Origin of the sequence: Streptomyces sp. NPDC047043 (genome assembly GCF_040644055.1) — a bacterium.
Classification (GTDB): domain Bacteria; phylum Actinomycetota; class Actinomycetes; order Streptomycetales; family Streptomycetaceae; genus Streptomyces.
The window spans coordinates 201010-218429 of record NZ_JBEYVO010000009.1; the positions used below are offsets into that span (position 1 = coordinate 201010).

The 17420-nt window shown below is 71.8% G+C and carries 15 protein-coding genes; 12 read left to right on the forward strand and 3 right to left on the reverse strand.

Annotated features, from left to right (window positions below; genetic code table 11):
- Positions 1–43: 43 nt before the first annotated feature.
- On the forward strand, positions 44–1102 hold the full coding sequence (locus ABZ880_RS16330) for an NAD-dependent epimerase/dehydratase family protein (protein WP_361262384.1): 1059 nt from the start codon (positions 44–46) through the stop codon (positions 1100–1102).
- Between the two features lie 73 nt (positions 1103–1175).
- A complete protein-coding gene (locus tag ABZ880_RS16335) occupies positions 1176–2027 on the forward strand; it encodes a hypothetical protein (protein ID WP_361262386.1) in 852 nt (283 codons plus the stop codon).
- Here ABZ880_RS16335 and ABZ880_RS16340 read toward each other — a convergent pair.
- Positions 2015–3262 (reverse strand): helix-turn-helix domain-containing protein, encoded by a 1248-nt coding sequence (locus tag ABZ880_RS16340; protein WP_361262389.1) that lies wholly within the window; start codon positions 3260–3262, stop codon positions 2015–2017. The two genes, ABZ880_RS16335 and ABZ880_RS16340, sit on opposite strands and share 13 nt — an antisense overlap.
- A 2-nt stretch (positions 3263–3264) precedes the next feature.
- The gene (locus tag ABZ880_RS16345; protein WP_361262392.1) at positions 3265–3417 is read right to left on the reverse strand and encodes a hypothetical protein; all 153 of its coding nucleotides are present in this window, start codon (positions 3415–3417) and stop codon (positions 3265–3267) included.
- 350 nt (positions 3418–3767) lie between these two features.
- On the opposite strand from ABZ880_RS16345, the gene ABZ880_RS16350 reads away from it, so the two are divergent.
- The 10 genes from ABZ880_RS16350 (at position 3768) to ABZ880_RS16395 (ending at position 15903) form a co-directional block, all read left to right on the forward strand.
- On the forward strand, positions 3768–4745 hold the full coding sequence (locus ABZ880_RS16350) for a DUF3068 domain-containing protein (RefSeq protein ID WP_361262395.1): 978 nt from the start codon (positions 3768–3770) through the stop codon (positions 4743–4745).
- Between the two features lie 194 nt (positions 4746–4939).
- Positions 4940–6097: a glycosyltransferase family 4 protein gene (locus ABZ880_RS16355; RefSeq protein WP_361262398.1), complete on the forward strand. Its 1158-nt coding sequence runs from the start codon at positions 4940–4942 to the stop codon at positions 6095–6097.
- A complete protein-coding gene (locus tag ABZ880_RS16360) occupies positions 6094–6828 on the forward strand; it encodes a class I SAM-dependent methyltransferase (protein ID WP_361262400.1) in 735 nt (244 codons plus the stop codon). The genes ABZ880_RS16355 and ABZ880_RS16360 overlap by 4 nt, the downstream gene beginning before the upstream one ends.
- On the forward strand, positions 6825–11183 hold the full coding sequence (locus ABZ880_RS16365) for an alpha-(1->3)-arabinofuranosyltransferase family protein (RefSeq protein ID WP_361262403.1): 4359 nt from the start codon (positions 6825–6827) through the stop codon (positions 11181–11183). Before ABZ880_RS16360 ends, ABZ880_RS16365 begins: the two co-directional genes overlap by 4 nt.
- 5 nt (positions 11184–11188) lie before the next feature.
- Positions 11189–12586 (forward strand): condensation protein, encoded by a 1398-nt coding sequence (locus tag ABZ880_RS16370; protein WP_361262406.1) that lies wholly within the window; start codon positions 11189–11191, stop codon positions 12584–12586.
- The gene (locus ABZ880_RS16375) at positions 12583–13317 is read left to right on the forward strand and encodes a class I SAM-dependent methyltransferase (protein WP_361262409.1); all 735 of its coding nucleotides are present in this window, start codon (positions 12583–12585) and stop codon (positions 13315–13317) included. Before ABZ880_RS16370 ends, ABZ880_RS16375 begins: the two co-directional genes overlap by 4 nt.
- Positions 13318–13342: 25 nt before the next feature.
- Complete coding sequence (locus tag ABZ880_RS16380; RefSeq protein ID WP_361262730.1) at positions 13343–14260, forward strand: hypothetical protein; 918 nt, start codon at positions 13343–13345, stop codon at positions 14258–14260.
- Positions 14257–14511: a Trm112 family protein gene (locus ABZ880_RS16385; protein ID WP_361262411.1), complete on the forward strand. Its 255-nt coding sequence runs from the start codon at positions 14257–14259 to the stop codon at positions 14509–14511. Before ABZ880_RS16380 ends, ABZ880_RS16385 begins: the two co-directional genes overlap by 4 nt.
- The gene (locus tag ABZ880_RS16390; protein ID WP_361262414.1) at positions 14508–15338 is read left to right on the forward strand and encodes an FkbM family methyltransferase; all 831 of its coding nucleotides are present in this window, start codon (positions 14508–14510) and stop codon (positions 15336–15338) included. Before ABZ880_RS16385 ends, ABZ880_RS16390 begins: the two co-directional genes overlap by 4 nt.
- The gene (locus ABZ880_RS16395; protein WP_361262416.1) at positions 15304–15903 is read left to right on the forward strand and encodes a hypothetical protein; all 600 of its coding nucleotides are present in this window, start codon (positions 15304–15306) and stop codon (positions 15901–15903) included. The genes ABZ880_RS16390 and ABZ880_RS16395 overlap by 35 nt, the downstream gene beginning before the upstream one ends.
- Here the strand turns inward: ABZ880_RS16395 and ABZ880_RS16400 are convergent.
- Positions 15893–17362, reverse strand: coding sequence for an FAD-dependent monooxygenase (locus ABZ880_RS16400; RefSeq protein WP_361262419.1), 1470 nt, complete (start codon positions 17360–17362; stop codon positions 15893–15895). The two genes, ABZ880_RS16395 and ABZ880_RS16400, sit on opposite strands and share 11 nt — an antisense overlap.
- Positions 17363–17420: the final 58 nt, after the last annotated feature.

Genomic DNA, 17420 nt, shown 5'->3' on the forward strand with positions numbered 1-17420 from the left:
TCAGGATGCGGTACAGGAGTGGATCGAAGCGCGAGGAGGCAGCATGGACAGGGCCGCGGTCGGGGAACCCGTGCTGGTGACCGGCGGCAGTGGATTCGTCGGGAGTCATCTGGTGCTGCGGCTGTTGGAGCGTGGGTATCGCGTGCGGGCCACTGTGCGGAGCACGTCCAACGCCGTGAAGGTGAAGCCCCTGACGGAGCTGCAGGACCGCTTCCCCGGTCAGCTGGAGCTGTTCGAGGCCGATCTGCTCGTCGACGGGGCCTTCGACGAGGCCATGAAGGGGTGCGAGGTCGTCTTTCATGTCGCCTCGCCCTTCTTCATGCCGGAGAAGATCAAGGACGGGCAGCGGGACATGGTCGAGCCCGCGCTCGTAGGGACACGGAATGTCGTCGGGAGTGTGGAGCGGACGCCGACGGTACGGAGGCTCGTGTTCACCTCCACCGTGGGTGCGGTCTTCGGGGACTACGTCGATGTGCTGGCGATGGAGGGGCAGGTGTTGAGCGAGGACTACTTCAACACCACCAGCACCGTCGAGAACAATCCGTACCACTACGCCAAGACCGTCGCGGAGCAGGCCGCTTGGGAGGCCGAACGCTCCCAGGACCGCTGGCACATGGTTTCCGTCAATCCGGGGCTCGTGCTCGGGCCCTCGCTCACGCCCGCCTCCGAGTCCGGCAGCCTGTTCCTTCTCGAGGAGCTCTTCAAGGGGTACTTCTTCTACGGCGCCCCCGACTTCAGCTTCACCACGGTCGACGTGAGAGACGTGGCCGACGCGCACATCGCCGCGGCCGAGAAGGCCGACGCGCACGGGCGCTACATCCTCGCCGCCGAGACGATGTCGTCCTTCCACGACATGGCGCGCATCATCCGGACCCGGTATCCGAGGGATCTGCGGATTCCCCGAACTCGGCTGCCCCACTGGCCCGTTCGTGTTCTCGGCCCCGCCTTCGGGCTCACCCAGGACTACATCCGCAAGCACCTCGGCATCAGGTTCCGCGTCGACAACGGCCGCAGCGTCCGGGACTTGGGGATCACCTACCGCCCGATCGAGGAGACAGTCCTGGACCATTACGAAGCGTGGCGTGCGCTGCGCGGAAAGTGACGCGGAGCGGCAACCTCCTGCGCCCCGGCGGCAACCTCCAGGTGAAATCCCGCCCCCACGAAGGGAGTTCACCTTGCGCACCCGCATCGCGCGTCTCGTCACCCTGCTCGCCGCCCTCGTCTCCCTCATCGGCACCGCCGGGACGACCGCGGCGCCCGCCCGGGCCGCCGACAACTGGAATCCGCCCGCCAGTCTGGTGCAGCCGCTGAACGAGGTCTGGCATCACGTCGAGTCGACCTACCCCGACCTCTACGGCTTCCGCAACTACGGCTGGGACCAGATCATGGCCACCAAGGGAAGCGTCAACTACTGCGTCCGCTGGGACTCCGACGCCCCCGTCAGCGCCGCCCTCCGCGACCAGATCCACACCGCGCTGAAGAAGCAGTTCGGCAAGTGGACGGCCGCCATGCTCGACAACGGCACCGGCACCAACGCCTGGCCGTACACCACCGTGCCCGTCAACATCGTCGGCTGGGCGGTCAAGAACCGGTCCACCCTGCAGTGGAGCGACAACTCCGTCGACGTCTACGCCGGGAACCTGGACAGCGGAGGCTCTCCGCAGTGCGCCCCCGACTGCGGGCGCTTCTTCCACCAGGACGGGAACTACTCCAAGTGCCCGGGCGGCGCGGCCCGTCACTACGACCAGTCACTGTGGCTGACCAAGGGGTTCCAGGGCGGTGCCGGCGGGGACTGGGGGCAGCGGGTCGGGCAGGAGTACTTCACCGGCGCGCTGAGCCAGGAGGACATCCATATCTATCTGCATGAGGTCGGGCACACCTTCGGCCTCGACGACTTCTACGACTGGACCCCGACCGGCCAGTGCTGCTTCTTGATGAACGCCGGCAGCGCCACGCAGATCACCGAGTTCGACAAGTGGATGCTCCGTGACTTCTGGCGGCACATGAAGAGCCGCTACGGCCTCTGACGCCCCGTCTCCCCCAGCACCCCCCTCAGCCTCTGTGCCCTGAGCACCAGTTCCAGCTCGAAGCGGCGGTCGGGGTCGTCGATCTCGTCGCCCCACAGCTCCCGGATCTGCCGCAGGCGGTAGCGCACCGTCTGCGGATGAACCCCGAGCCGTGCGGCGACCTCCGGCGCCCCGCCCCGTGTCTCCAGCCACGCCAGTAACGTTTCGGCAAGCCGGCGCCCGTGCGTCGGCCCGCAGTGGGCGAGCGGTGCGAGGCAGCGCAGGGCGAGGTCGTCGATCAGTTCCTCGGGCTGCAGGAGGACCAGCGCCTCGGTGTGCTGCGTGCAGTACAGGACGTCCCCGGCGGGCAGCAGCCCCCGTTCCATCAGGCGTACGGCCGCCTCGGCCCAGCGCAGCGACTTCGCCGCGTCGGCCAGCGGGACGGGCGGTCCGATCGCGCCGGACCAGCCGGTCAGCGCCCGGTGCAGCAGTTCGGGGCGCCCGGCGGCGTCCGGTTCGGGCACGACCATGCGGGGCTGCTCGTACTCCATGTCGAGCAGCACCCCCTGCCCCACCGCGGGTGCCACCGCCTCCCGCGCCGGGCGCAGCAGCACGCCCACCGCGACCTTGTGCGGCAGCGGCCAGCCGACGCGGGCGGCGCGTTCGGTGAGCGCGTCGGCCGGGTCGCCGCGGTGGTACTCGGCGAGCAGCAGCTCCATCAGGCGGCGCTGGAGCCGCAGCCGCTCCCCGGCCTGGCGGGCCGCCGCCTCCGCGTAGCCGCGTACGGACTGGTCGACCAGGCCGTCGAGGTACTCGTAGCCCGCGTCGACGAGTTCGTACATCGCCGGTGGCGGGATCTCGACGCGCTGGCCGATCTCGGCGAAGCGGCGCCAGGCCAGGCGTACGCCCATGCGGTAGATCGCCTGCAGCGAGTCGAGGGAGCGGCCGTGCAGGCCCTCGCCGCGGCCGAACTCCTGGAAGACGCCCGGTGGGACCGAGGGGCGGCCCTCGGACTGCTCCAGGTGCTGGACGAAGACCTCGATGGCGCGGCGGATGCCGACCAGGGCCATGGGCTCGCCCGACTCGTCGAGGACGACGGGCAGGTGCGGGTACTCGCGGCGGATCTCGCTCAGGATCTCCTCGGCGAGCGCGGGCGCCTCGGCCATGGCCAGGGCGGCGAAGCGCCGGACCTGGAGACGGGGGACGTCGTGCCAGGCCGAGCGGGTGGTGACGGCCGGCGAGCGGGCGGGCGTCACGGTCAACTCCCTTGCCCGGCTTGCTCGTACGTGATCAAGGGGGTGTTGGGCTGGTCGGGCGTCGCGTCGAGCAGCGCGACGATGCCGAAGGCAGCGCCGACGGCGAGGGCCGCGGCGGCCACGACGGTGAGCGCGGCGGCGAGCAGTCTGGACATCGCAGGGTCAGCCTCTCTGTCCGGAGGTCTTCCCCACCCCGGTGCCCCACCCCTGCCTGTCGGCCCAGTCTCGACAAGCATTGACACCCCGTCAAGAGCAGCCTACGGTCTCCGGCCACAAAGGCCCTGTCTTTCGGATCAGTCCGGCGTAGCGGGGTCTGGCACGCGCATCTGCGGCGTTGTCGTCGGTTGCCGACGCTCCGCGTCGACGCCCTCCTCCGCCTTGCAGCTGCACGCACCAGACCCCGCTCGGGTCGGCCGAAAAGTGCTGCTCCTCGCAGCCGGCCTGACCCGAAAGACAGGACCAGAGCGGCCCGAACTCCGTCACCTGACGCCCCTGGAGTGCCCGGATGCGCCGTACAGCCTCGCCCCTCTCTCTGATTCTGCTGGGACTCGGCACGTTTCTGCTGGTCCTGGCGCCGATGCTGGCCTGGTACGTCGAGCCGCGGGCCGCCGTGAACCCGATCGACATCGACACCACAGCCGTCTACCGCGGCACCGGCAGTTACTTCGACACCGACGAGATCGAGACCGTGCACGACAAGCGGATCACGGTCACCCAGCAGGTGCGCGGCAACGTCGCGGACAGCGAGAAGAGCGGGCGGGCGGTGTGGGACGTGACGACGACGGTGGACACGGACAAGTCGCTGCCGGCCGCCGATCCGCACGATGCGCTGGAGTTCTTCCTGAACCGGTGGGTCACCAACCGGCACACCAACCAGCCCGTGCACTGCTGCAAGGAGAACCCCTACTTCGAGGGCGACGCCTACCTGAAATTCCCCTTCGACGTGCAGCGACGCTCGTACCAGTGGTGGGACAACTCCCTTGGCTCGACCGTCACTTTGCACTACTCGGGCACCAGGAAGATTCAGGGATACCAGGGGTACCGGTTCACCGGGACCGTCTCACCGGTGAAGATCGGGACGCGGCTGGTGCCCGGCACGATCGTCGGACAGAAGAACAAACCGCAGGTCCTGGCCGAGGAGTGGTACTCCAACCACGGCATCGAGCTGGTCGTCGACCAGCGCACCGGCCGGGTGCTCTACGCCCAGGTCGGCCCGCGCCGCACCCTGCGCGCCCCCGGCACGAAGAAGGACGCGGTGGTCCTGCTGGACAGCCGGAAACTGGGGTTCACCACTGAGACGCAGAAGTCCCAGGTGAAACTGGCCAAGAAGGAGAGTGGCCAACTGCGCATGGTGGGGCAGACGTTGCCGATCGGCGCCGCTGTGGCCGGATTTGCACTGGCGGTGGTTGGCGGGGTTCTGGTGGCACGAGGACGTAAACGCCCCGATTCGTCCGAAGAATCCCAGAGTCAGCTCACGATGTGACATGACGTCAGTTCTAATAAGCCGGGAATTTGTCACCTTCGTGAGTAGCCGTGGCGAACGGGTGGGCGAAAACTGTCCATCCCCACCCGAGCACAACCCTTCCACACCCCCCGCCCATGAAGAGCTCAGTCCCCCCACAGCAAGTCCAGAAAGCCACCACTGAGTTCCGCACCCTGAGACGAGTTGGAGCACCCATGCCCCAGCACGTGCCGTCCTCGCTGCGCGCCGCCGCGTTCCCCCTGGCGTCGCAGCAACACCCTCCGGCGCTCCCCCCACAACCGCGCCGAATCGTTTTCCTTGCCCATCGGGATCTCGGCAATCCGGCCGCCGGCGGCTCCGAGCTGCTGGTCGACCGGCTCGCCGACGGCCTGACCGGACTCGGCCACCAGGTGACGCTGCTGTGCGGCGGACCCGCGGCCTTCCGGGACTACCGCGTCGTGTCGGCGGGCGGCGAGTTCGCCCACTACCTGCGTGCCCGCTCGGCCTTCGCCCGGCAGGTCGGCGAGACCGATCTGCTGGTCGAGGTCTGCAACGGCATGCCGTACCTCGCGCCCCTGTGGCACCACGGCCCCACCCTGTGCCTGGTCAACCACGTCCACTCCGACCTGTGGAAGATGCGGTTCGGCGGGCCCCTGACGCCGGCCGCGCGGATCGGGCGAAGACTCGAGCAGTGGGCGCTGACCGGTGCCCAGCACCGGAGTCTGCTGGTCGCCGTCTCGCCCTCGACGGCCCATGCCCTGCGGGCGATCGGGGTCGAGCGGGACCGGATCAGAGTCGTGCACAACGGGGTCGAGGAGCCCGGCCCGCGGGCCGACCGGTCGGCCGAGCCGCTGTTCGTGGCGGTGGGCAGACTCGTCGAGTACAAGCGGATCGATCTGCTGCTGAGACTCTGGGAGCGGGTGCGGCCGGTCACCGGCGGCCGGCTCGTGATCGTCGGCGACGGGCCGGAACGCGAGCGGCTGGAGCAACTCGCCGGTCCCGGCGTGGAGTTCGCGGGCCACGTGTCCGAGGCGGAGAAGCACCGGCTGCTGTGTGCGGCGTGGCTGCTGCTGCATCCGTCCGCCGTGGAGGGGTGGGGGCTGGTCGTCACCGAGGCCGCCACCCGTGAGACGCCGACCATTGCGTTCGACGTGCCCGGACTGCGCGACTCCGTCGTGGACGGGGAGACCGGGGTGCTCGCGCACGGGGAGTCCTCGTTCGCTGCGGCCTGGTGCACGCTCGCCCTGTCGGGACACCGCCGCGAGCTGATGGGCAAGGCGGCCCGCGACCGCGCCGCCCGCTACCGCTGGCACCGTACGGTCAGACAGTTCCGTGCGGTGGCCGCCGAGGCGGTGAGGAGCTGGTCACCGTGACCGGCCTCAAGGACCCTTCGATACGCCGCTCCCTCGCCCTCTTCCGTGCCTTCCGGCACGAGCAGGACGACCCCGAGTCCTGCTACCAACTGCTCGCCCGCGACGCCGCCGACCAGGTCGAGGCCTACGACGGGCCCGTCGCCGGCCGTACGGTCGTGGACGTCGGCGGCGGTGGCGGGTACTTCACCGAGGAGTTCCGGCGGCGCGGCGCTCAGGCCTATCTCTTCGAGCCCGACATCAGCGAGCTCGGCGAGAAGCCGCCCGACGGGGCCGTGATCGCGGACGGCTATCTGCTGCCCCTGTGCGACGGGGCCGCGGACGTGACCTTCTCCTCCAACGTGCTCGAGCACGTGGCCGACCCGCAGACGTTTCTGAGCGAGCTCGCCCGGGTGACCCGGCCCGGCGGGCTGATCTATGTGTCGTTCACCAACTGGCTGTCCCCGTGGGGCGGCCACGAGTGGGCGCCGTGGCACTACTTCGGTGCCGAGCGGGCCCGCGCCCGCTACCGGCGCCGTACCGGACGAGCGGCCAAGCACACCCTCGGCGAGAACCTCTTCGCCGTGCACATCGGCGCCACTCTGCGGCAGGTGCGCGCCCGCGACGACGTCACGGTCGTCTCGGCGCGCTCCCGCTACTGGCCGTTCCTCGCGGAGACCGTCGTGAAAGCGCCGGGGATACGTGAGGTCGCCACCTGGAACCTTCTCCTCATCCTCCGGCGGTGTCCCCCATGACGACCACGGTCCAGGCCCCTCCTCCGGCTGCCGTCCCCACCACCGCAGGCACCTCGGGTCCGCCGGAGGGCCCGCGGTCGCGGCGCTGGCTGGTGGGGTTCTGGGCCGTGGTGTTCCTGCTGTTCCTGGTGGTGCACCCGGGGCGGCAGACCTTCGACACCAAACTGGGTGTGACCGTCGACCCGGGTGCGTTCTTCTCGGATCTCGGGCAGTTGTGGCACGACCAGGGATCCTTCGGCGGGATCCAGGACCAGTACGCCGGCTATCTGTGGCCGATGCTGCCGTTCTACTGGCTGGCCCATGTTCTGCACCTGCCGGTGTGGCTGGCCGAGCGGCTGTGGATGTCGCTGATCGTGTCCGTCGCCTTCTGGGGTGCGCTGCGGCTGGCCGAGCGGCTGCGGATCGGCAGCGGCGGATCGCGGCTGCTCGCGGGGGTCGCGTACGCGCTGTGGCCGGTCTTCACCATCGTCGTCGGCTCCACGTCGGCGGCCGCGCTGCCCGGTGCCTTTCTGCCCTGGGTGCTGCTGCCGCTGACCGACGAGCGCTGCACCGCCCGGGTCGCAGCCCTGCGCTCGGCGCTGATCGTGCCGTTCATGGGCGGTGTCAACGGCGCCTCCACGCTCGCCTCGCTGCTCCCGGTCGGGCTGTATCTGCTGTCCCGTCCGCCCGGGCCGCGGCAGCGCAAGCTGATCGCCTGGTGGGTGCCTGGGGTGATCGTGGCGACCGCCTGGTGGTGGATCCCGCTGGTCATGCTCGGTGTCTACGGCGAGAACTTCCTGCCGTACGTGGAGACTTCGCAGACCACGACGGCCACCATGTCGGCGACGGAGGCGCTGCGCGGGGCCGGGAACTGGGTCGCCTATCTGCACTTCGGCCAGGCCTGGCTGCCGGCCGGGTGGACGGTCGCCGCCTCGGTGGTCGTGATCGTCTGCTCGGCGCTCGCCGCCGGGCTGGGCCTCGCGGGCCTGGCCAGACGTGACATGCCCGAGCGGCGCTGGCTGGTGCTGACCGTGGTGTCGTGCGTGCTGGTGCTGCTCGCCGGGTACGGCGGCGCGTTCGGCGCACCCTTCCACGGGGTCGTGCAGGACTGGCTGAACGGCTGGCTCGTCCCCTTCCGCAACATCTACAAGTTCCAGACGGGGCTCGCTCTGGCACTGGTGCTGGGGCTGGCCCATCTGGTCGGTGTCGCCGCCGAGCCGCGCGGGGCCCGCCAGGTGCGCGGCCGCCGGTTCGCCCCGCTGATCGCCGCGATCCTCATCCTCCCGGGCCTGATGTGGCCGTACCTGAACGGCTCGATCCTCAACCCGGGCTCCTTCCAGGAACTGCCCAGGTACTGGAAGACCACCGCCAGTTGGCTGGAGAAGTACTCCCCCGACTCACGTGCCCTCGTCGTCCCGGCGACCGCGCACGGCCTCTACACCTGGGGCGCCCCCATCGACCAGCCCCTCGACGTCCTCGCCAAGTCCCGCTGGGCCCAACGGGATTACGTCCCCTTCGGCACCCCCGGCAACCGGCGCGCGATGGACGCCGTGGAGAACGCCCTGACCTCCGGCAGCGAAGTCCCCGGTCTCGCCGACTACTTGAGCCGCGCGGGCATCTACTACGTCGTCGTACGCAACGACCTGGACCCCGACCAGATCGGCTCGGTGCCCACCTCGACCGTGAAGCGGACGCTGGAGCAGTCCGGGTACGAGCGGGTGACGGGCCTCGGGCCGGTCATGACCGGCGGCACGATCGCACACGACGCTCCGCTGCAGGTGGAGGGGTTGTATCCACGGCAGCGGGCGGTGGAGATCTACGAGCCCTCCGACAAGGACGTGACCCGCCCGGGCCAGGCCCATCTGTACCCGGTCGCGGACACCGCCGTCGTCTCCGGCGGCCCCGAGGCCCTGCTCCCGCTCGCCTCCGAGCTGCGCGGCCGGGCGACCGTCCTGACCGGCGACAACCATCCCGGGCTCGGCTCGCCGCCGCTGCAGATCGTCGGCGACGGACTGCGCCGCGCGGACACCCGGTTCGGGCTGGTGAGCGCCAACACCTCCTACACCTATACGAGTTCGGAACGGAACGCACCCGACGCCGTGCAGGACGCGGGCAAGGAGCCGCACCAGATCCTGCCGACCAAGGGCCTCGACCACCAGACGGTGGCCCAGCTGCGCGGCGCCCACTCGGTGACGGCCTCCTCCAGCGGCAACTGGCTGTTCCACCTCCCCCAGTACGACCCGGTGAACGCCTTCGACGGCAACCCCGACACCGCATGGGCGGAGGGTGCGCCGGAGTCGGCGGACGGGCAGTGGCTGCGGATCGGCTTCAACGACTCGTACGACATGCCGTCGTCGTTCAAGGTGACACCGCTGCCGCAGGAGAGCGTGCGGTCGGCGGCGACCAAGGTGCGGGTGGAGACGGAGAAGGGGTCGCGGACCAGCTTCCTGCGTCCCAACGGGCAGACGCAGAGCATCAAGGCGCCCGCGGGCGAGACGAGTTGGATGAAACTGACCATCGTCGACTCGGTGGCGCGCCACTCGGGTCTGACGGGTGCCGGCTTCTCCGAGGTCGACCTCCCGCACATCCAGGTGACCCGGCTCCTGCGGCTCCCGACGGACGCCGACACCTCCGACGCCGCCGCCTCGATGATCTCCCTGCACCGCACCCCCGACCCCACCGGCCTCTCCGCGACGGGCACGGAGGCCGGACTGCACCGGCGCTTCTCCACGGCCACGGCGGGGACGTACGAGATCAAGGCGAGCGCGGTGCCGGTGCCGGGCGAGGAGGCCGACAAGCTGCTCTACGAGGTCGCCCCCGACCAGCAGAACCGCATCGTCGCCACCGCCGACTCGACAGCCGGCCTCGGCGCGGGCCTGTCCGCGCGCAATCTCACCGACGGCGATCTGACGACGGCGTGGATCGCGGGCGACCGCCCCACGATCCATCTGCGCTGGAACGGCAAACAGCCCATCGGGGAAGTGGTGCTGGCCCCCGCGGGCGGCCTGTCGACCCGCGCCACGCAGGTCGACATCAGCTCCCCGGACGGCGCGACCATCGCCGGTGTCGACGAGAACGGTGTGGTCCGCTTCGACCCGATCACCACGGACCGCCTGGACATCACGATCACCAAGACGGCCCCGCTGACCCTGCACAACCCGGTCGCCGACGAGGACCTGCAACTCCCCGTGGGGCTGTCCGAGGCCTACATCCCGGCGCTCGACCAGTACCGCACGCCCCAGCCGAAGGAGAGCCGGACGTTCTCGCTGCCGTGCGGGCAGGGCCCGGACGTGGCGGTGGACGGCGAGCTGTACCAGACCAGCGTGAAGGGGACGGTACGAGACCTCACCGAACGCCGGGCGGTGGACGTGACCCTCTGCCAACGGGGGCGCAACGACACCGAGTTGGAGCTGACGGCGGGTTCGCACCGGGTCGAGGCGGGGGACGCCGGACCGCTCACCCTGACGGACGTGACACTCACCCGCGGCACCGTCGCGGAGCCCACCGCGGCGGCCCGGCAGCTGACCGTCCGGGACTGGCTCGGCGACCGCCGCGAGGTGAGCGTCGGCTCCGGTGTGGCCATGTACCTGACCACGTACGAGAACTACAACGACGGCTGGAAGGCCACCCTCGGCGGCAAGGAGCTGACGCCGGTCCGCCTCGACGGCTGGCAGCAGGGCTGGCGCATCCCGGCCGGGTCCGGCGGCACGATCAAGCTGTCCTACGAGCCCGCAACCACCTATGAGGGCGGGCTGATCGGCGGCGCTGCGGGCCTTGCGGTGCTGATCGGCCTGGTCGTGTGGCGCCGTCGCGCCCCGAACCCCGACCCGCCGCAGCCGCTCCCGCCGCTGCCCGGGCTGTGGCTCGGCACGGTGGTGCTGACGGCGGTCGGCATCGTGATCGCCGGGTGGTTCGCGCTGCTGGTGCCCGCGCTGGCACTCCTGGCGTCGCGACGGCATGCGCTGCTCGTGCCGATCGCGTTCGTCGCCCTCGCGGGGGCGGGGATCGCGGCGGCCACGGGGGCCGGGGAGCCGGTGGGCGCGGGCGCGGGGGCGTTCGGGCACGCGGCCCAACTGCTGGCGCTGATCGGGCTGTTCGCGGCAGTGGTGAGCGTGCGCGAGCTGGACGAGGAGCCGGGACACACGGCGGTGCTGCCGCCGGTGACCGCGCCGCCCGCGCCCGACTCCGAGGCACCGACGGCGCCACTGCCGCAGCGGCACCGCCCCGACGCCGGGCCGACCGTCTCGGCACGCGGGCCCGGCGGACCCGAACCGGATGCGCCGACCGCGCGGATCCCCCTGCGCAAACCCAGGTTCCGGCCCACTTCCCCGCCCGAGGAGACACAGCGGCCGGACGACGACAGCGGGAGGGACTGACTCGTATGACCGCGCTCGATCACCCCGCACGCGCCGAAGACGGCCCGGCACGACCGCCCGCCCGCATCCCGTTCCCGGTGGTGGACGAGGTGTCCCGGCACTGCCTCCAGGAGGAGGAGCCGGAGACCGTCCACATCGAGGTCCACCTCCCGGGACGGCTCGACCGGAAGCGGCTGCGCTCGGCGTTCACACAGGCGCTGCGCCGCCATCCCCGCATCCTGATGCGCGAGGCCGCCGGCCACTGGTACCGGCGCCGCTACGAGTGGGAGCTGACGGCGGAACCGGACATGGAGGTGGTGAGCTTCCCGCCGCCGGGGCCGGACGCACTGCGGGATGCGCGGACGCGGGCGCTGACGACTGCGCCACCGCTGAGCCTGTCTCCGCCGATACGGCTGGAGGTGGTGGAGGGGGCGGGGCCGGCCGAGGGCAGCGAGGCGACCGACTGTGTCGGCCTTGCGGCGGGCAGCCGTGCCGCCGGGGCGGCTCCCGCCCCGCACACCAAGGGAACCGTCCTGTTCCTCACCATCAACCACACCGCCCTGGACGGCCCCGCCTGCCTCCGCGTGCTCGCCACCGCCGCCGAAATCTACGGCGGCACCGACAACTCCCCCGCCGCACCCCCCACCCGCACCCCCGACACCCCCCAAGCCGCGGAGGAAACCCCCTCCAACTGGTCCCCGCCCGCCAGAGTCGCCCCCGGCACCCCCGAACCCTCCCCCGGCAACGGCATGCTCGTCACCGAACTCCCCCTCCCGCACCGCCCCAAGGGCTCCCCCTACACCGTGAACGACCAGCTCATGGTCACCACGGCGCTGACCATCGCCCACTGGAACAGAGAGCACGGCGCCCACCCCCGCCCCCTGCGCATCACCATGCCCGTCGACGACCGCCCCCGGGACGCCACCATGCCCATCGGCAACGGCACCCGCCTGGTCGAAGTCCCCTTCTCCCCCGAGGAGTTGGACACCCACGACCCGGCCACGATGCCCGCCCTGCTCCGCCGTACGGCCACCCGCACCCGGGCCCTGAAATCCCTCCCCCGCCCCCAACTCGGCCACGGAGCCGCGCTCCTGACCGCGCCGGTCACCCCCGTGGCCTGGCGGGCCGCCCTCACCCGTGGCCTGCGCAGAGCGGCCGCGCCCTGGACGTCGACCACACTCCTGAGCAACATCGGCCGCATCCCCTACCCGCTGGACTTCGGCGAGGAGGCCGGCCGCGCGCACGCGGTCTGGTTCTCGGCGCCCGCCCGGATGCCCCGCGGCCTGACCGTCACCACGGCCTCCACCGCGGGCCGACTCCACCTCGCCCTGCGCTGGTCCCGCGCCCTGCTCAGCCACGGCGACGGCGCCCATCTGCGGGACCTGTTCGAGCACTACCTCCACACGACGGAGGTGACCCCATGACCACCACCGCACCCCACCCCCGCCCCAAGGAGCTGCGCGACTTCTACGAGGACCCGTCCGTCCCCGTCGCCTCCGGCACCCCGCGCAGCCTGCGCCAGGCCCGCATGCTGGCCGCCGCCCTCGGCACCTCCCGGCCCCAGACCGTCCTCGACATCGGCTGCGGCGACGGCACCGCGGCCGCCACCGCCGCCCCGCTGCTCCCCGGCCACCGCCTCGTCGGCGTCGACTGGTCCCAGGACGCCCTCAAACGCGCCCGTACGCACCTGTCGTACACGGTCCGCGGCGAACTCACCGGCGGCGGGCTGCCGTTCAGGTCCGACTCCGCCGACGCCGTGCTGTTCAGCGAGGTCGTCGAGCATCTCGTCGACCCGGACGCGGCCCTCGACGAGATCCGCCGCGTCCTGCGCCCGGGAGGCCACCTCATGCTCTCCACGCCGAACCTGGCCGCCTGGTACAATCGCGCTCTGCTGCTGGCCGGCGTGCAGCCCGTGTTCTCCGAGGTCAGCCTGCGCGCGATCCACGGCCGGCCGGGCACGGAGGTCGTCGGGCATCTGCGGCTCTACACCGCCCGTGCGCTACGGGAGTTCGTCGCCGCGTCCGGCTTCGAGGTCGTACGGCTCGCCGGGGCCCCCTTCCACGGCGTACCGCGCCCGCTGCGCCCCCTCGACCGGCTGGCCTGCTCCAGAGCCTCCCTCGCCTCGATCCTTCTCCTGCACGCACGAAAGACGTAGAGGGGGCTCAGCCATGTGGTGGGGAGTGGCCGCGGCCCTGTTGGCGAACACCCTGTACAGCCTCGGTTTCGTCCTGGAGAAACGGGCGCTCACCGCCCTCCCGGAGGTGTCGATCCGGCAACCCGCCCGGCTGCTGCGGCTGGTGCTGGGCAGCCCGCTGTGGATCGGCGGCTCCCTCGCCCTGGCCTCCGGGTTCGGCGCACAGCTCGTCGTCTACCGCACCCTGCCGATCGCCGCCGCCCAGGGCATCTTCGTCTCCGGCCTGGTGCTGCTCGTGCTGCTGTCGGCCCGACTGCTGGGCGAGGAGACCACCGGCCGGGAGCGGTACGCGCTCGGAGCGATCCTCGCCGCGCTGCTCATGGTCGTGCTGTCGCTCAAGGAGAGCGGTTCAAGCGCCGACACGGTCAGCCACAGCGCCCCCTACCCGTTGATCCTGCTGGTGTGCGTGCCCTCGCTGGCGGCCGGCGTCTGGCTCTACGGCTCCGCCGAGCGCCGCACCCGCCACCGGCACCGCGCACCCACCACGGGCGTGGAGTACGGCGTGGCCGTGGGCCTGCTCTACGGCGTCAGCTCACTCGCGATCAAGGGCGTGTCGAGCTACCTGACCACAAGTGGCCTGAGCCGTGCGGTGGTCGACGTACTCGAGTCGCCGTATCCCTATCTCCTGCTGTTCACCGGCGCGTTCGGGCTGGTCATGTCGCAGGCCGCGCTGCAGCGCTGCCGGGCCTCGCTGATCGTGCCGGTGTGCACGACGGTGACCTGTCTGTACACGGCCGTACTCGGCACCCTCTCGTTCGGCGAGGCACTGCCGCACGACCCCCTGCGGCTCGCCCTGCGCCTCGCGGGCACCGCCCTCGCCGTCTCCGTGCTGCTGACCATGCCCAAGCACGACAAACCTGCACCCCAACCCCCCATCGGTGCCAAGGAGTTGACACCCCCATGAACCCCGACGACCCGCTGCTGCGGATCCTGGCGTGCCCACTCGACAAGGGCCCGCTGCACCTCCTCGTGCCGGACGGTCCCGCGGCGGACGAGGCACTGTACAACCCGCGCCTGCACCGCCGTTACCCGATCGTCGACGGCATCCCGCAGCTGCTGCCCTCCTCCGGGGAGCAGGTGTCGGACGACGAGCACGAAGAGCTTCTGCTGCGTCTTACTGGGGGAAACCCCCAGACCCCCGGGATGGCCCAGTGACCACGCGCCCCACCCTGGCCGCCCGGCTGGCCCCGCTCCTGCCCACCCGCCTGGTCGCCGCCACCGCCCGGGCGGTCTACCCGCGGTTCGAGCCCGAGCTGGCCCGGCTGTCCGACCTGTGCCCGCACGGCTGCCACACCGCCGTGGACGTCGGCGGCTGGTACGGCCCCTGGACGCGGCGGCTGGCCGGGCGGGCCCGCCAGGTGGTGACCGTCGAACCGGTCCCGCACCTGGCCCGGCTGCTGGCCGCCGACACCCCGGGCAACGTCCGCGTCGTCCAGGCCGCCGCCTCCGACCAGCCGGGCATCGCCCGCCTGTGGCTGCCGCCGGACGACGCCGGCGACCGCGGCGTGTCCTCCCTGATCCGCCGCGACATCCACGCCCACGCCCTCGACGTCCCCTGCGTCACCCTCGACGAACTCGGCCTGCGGAACGTCGACTTCATCAAGATCGACGTGGACGGCAACGAACTGGCGGTCCTGCGCGGCGCGACCGGCATCCTGGCCCGCGACCGCCCCGCCCTCTTCGTCGAGCTGGAGTCGCGCATCCAGCCGATCGCCCCGGTCGTCACCTACCTGTCGCTGCTGCGCTACGACGGCTGGGTGCTGCCCGGCACCACCTGGGTGCCGCTGGCGAGGTTCCCCCTGGAGGAGCACCAGGCGAGCGCCGCGCACGTCGTCAGCCAGGGCCTGCTGGGCCGGGTCCTGCCCTTCCGCCGCCATCCGCGCTACGTCAACTCGGTGCTGTTCCTCCCCGCCGGCCGCCGCCCCGGTGTCGGTGCCGTGGGCGACCATGGAGCCCATGCCCTCCGGAAAACGCCCCGCTAGCCCCTTCACCCCGCTCGACTTCCAGCTGGTGCTGCTGCGCCGCATGGCCGACCACAACCCGGACCTGGTGGAGGACGCCCGCCATGACCTGGGCGTGTCCATCGCCGACATGAGAGAGGCCAACAAGCGCTGGCAGGCGATGCTGCACTCCCCGCGCTCCCGCGCCGCCGCCTCCCGCTACCGCTCGATCCTCGGCGAGCCCGACTCGAAGATCTCCCGCCGGATCGGCGACCTGGACTGCGAGGCCCTCCTGTGGCCCGTCCCCCTCTGGCCCGACCTGCGCTTCGAGGTGCTGCTCGCCCCGAACGGCGCCGTCTGGAACGAGTGGCTGATCCGCGCCCCTGGCGCCGAGGGCCCGGCCCTGAACACCCTCGACGACCTCACCCCCTGGTCCTGCACGGTCGATGAGGTGGCCCGCGCCTTCGCCCCCGCCCGCCCCCTGGAGGGCACCGCCCCGACCCGCTGGGGCCTGGCGTTCACGGCCCCGGACGCGGACGGCGTACGGCGCGAGGTGGTCGCCGAGTTCACCTGGGGCCTGCTGCAGCGCACGGCGGTCAACGACTGAACCAGGTCCGCAGAGCGCTCTCCAGCCCCTCCGCATCCGGCTGCCCGCCGCTCGCCCACGCGACCGCCCCGTCCGGTCGCACGAGTACGGCGCCGAGGCCGTCGTGGGCGATGCTCTCGACCTCGACCAGGTCGACCCGCGCCCGCCAGGGCTCGGCGGCCCGCACGTCCGGGGCGAGGAGGACGGAGCGCCCGTACACGGTGTACCGGCTCAGGCGGTCGGCGCGCGCCCCGGCCTTGAAGGCCAGGTCGGGGCAGTGCCGGCCGGTCAGTGGGTGGGTGCTCGGGTACGGGAAGTCGTAGGCGTCGGCGAGGCCGGACAGCATCCGGCCCAGGTGGCGGTTGACCTCGGGGATGTCCATCAGGTCGGCGAAGACGTCGCGCAGGGCGTCGGTGTGCGGGCCGGGGGCCAGCAGCGCGGACTGGGCGCGGGTGTTGTGCAGGACGCGGGCGCCGACCGGGTGGCGCTCGGCGGTGTAGCTGTCGAGGAGGCCGGGCGGGGCGTGGCCGCGGATCTCGGCGGCCAGTTTCCAGCCGAGGTTGACCGCGTCCATCAGGCCGAGGTTGAGGCCCTGGCCGCCCATCGGGGAGTGCACATGGGCGGCGTCCCCGGCGAGCAGGACACGGCCGCGGCGGTAGGTGGTGGCCTGGCGGGCGTGGTCGGTGAAGCGGAGGGTCTCGCCGGTGAGCGCGACCCTCACGTCGACGCCCGTGACGCGGCGGACGCTGTTCTCCAACTCCTCGGCGGTGAGCGGGGCTTCACGGTCCTCGGGGGTGTCGCCGAAGTCGAAGGTGGCGAGCATGCCGTGGCCGTGGTGCAGGATGCCGCCGTGCTGCCGGCCCGGCGGCGGCAGCCGGTCGGCGCCCTCGAGGATCTCGGCCTCGGCGCGGCGCGCGGTCATCATCGGCGGCGTCCCCGGGAAGTCGAAGCCGGTGAGCCGCCGCACGGTGCTGCGGCCGCCGTCGCAGCCGACCACGTACGCGGCCCGCAGCCGGCGTTCGCCGTGCGGGGTGGCCACCGTCAGCGTCACGGCGCCCGCGTCCTGCGCGACGCCGACCACCGTGTGCTCACGGCGCACCTCGACGCCGAGACCGGTCGCGAACTCGGCGAGCAGCTCCTCCAGCTCCGGCTGCCAGATCCACACGCCCTGCCGGTCGGGCTCGTCCTGGAGGGCGGGGTCGATCTTGTGGATCGCGGAGAAGTGGCCCTTCGCGCTGCCGTGGTCGCGGGCCTTCTCGGCGGAGCGCTCCGCGAGGTCGGCGGTCAGCCGCTCGCCCAGACCGCGCCGGGCGAGGGCCTCGGCGGCGAGCGGTCCCACGCCGCGTGCCTTGCGCTGCGGTGAGCGGACGGCGAGCCGTTCGAGGACCAGCGGTACGGCGCCGGCGAGGCGCAGTTCGGCCGCGAGCAGCAGTCCCACGGGGCCTGCTCCGACCACGATCACATCGGGTTCGTCGGTCATGGCCACCCCTCCTTAACAAGTTAAGTGCACCCTCAACGCTTCCCTTAACTTGTTAAGG

Bases quoted from the DNA above. Each gene is read 5' to 3' on its own strand.
- ABZ880_RS16400 (WP_361262419.1), bottom strand. From the start codon at position 17,362: ATGACCGACGAACCCGATGTGATCGTGGTCGGAGCAGGCCCCGTGGGA.
- ABZ880_RS16375 (WP_361262409.1), top strand. From the start codon at position 12,583: ATGACCACCACCGCACCCCACCCCCGCCCCAAGGAGCTGCGCGACTTC.
- ABZ880_RS16365 (WP_361262403.1), top strand. From the start codon at position 6,825: ATGACGACCACGGTCCAGGCCCCTCCTCCGGCTGCCGTCCCCACCACC.
- ABZ880_RS16350 (WP_361262395.1), top strand. From the start codon at position 3,768: ATGCGCCGTACAGCCTCGCCCCTCTCTCTGATTCTGCTGGGACTCGGC.
- ABZ880_RS16355 (WP_361262398.1), top strand. From the start codon at position 4,940: ATGCCCCAGCACGTGCCGTCCTCGCTGCGCGCCGCCGCGTTCCCCCTG.
- ABZ880_RS16370 (WP_361262406.1), top strand. From the start codon at position 11,189: ATGACCGCGCTCGATCACCCCGCACGCGCCGAAGACGGCCCGGCACGA.
- ABZ880_RS16345 (WP_361262392.1), bottom strand. From the start codon at position 3,417: ATGTCCAGACTGCTCGCCGCCGCGCTCACCGTCGTGGCCGCCGCGGCC.
- ABZ880_RS16330 (WP_361262384.1), top strand. From the start codon at position 44: ATGGACAGGGCCGCGGTCGGGGAACCCGTGCTGGTGACCGGCGGCAGT.
- ABZ880_RS16385 (WP_361262411.1), top strand. From the start codon at position 14,257: ATGAACCCCGACGACCCGCTGCTGCGGATCCTGGCGTGCCCACTCGAC.
- ABZ880_RS16395 (WP_361262416.1), top strand. From the start codon at position 15,304: ATGGAGCCCATGCCCTCCGGAAAACGCCCCGCTAGCCCCTTCACCCCG.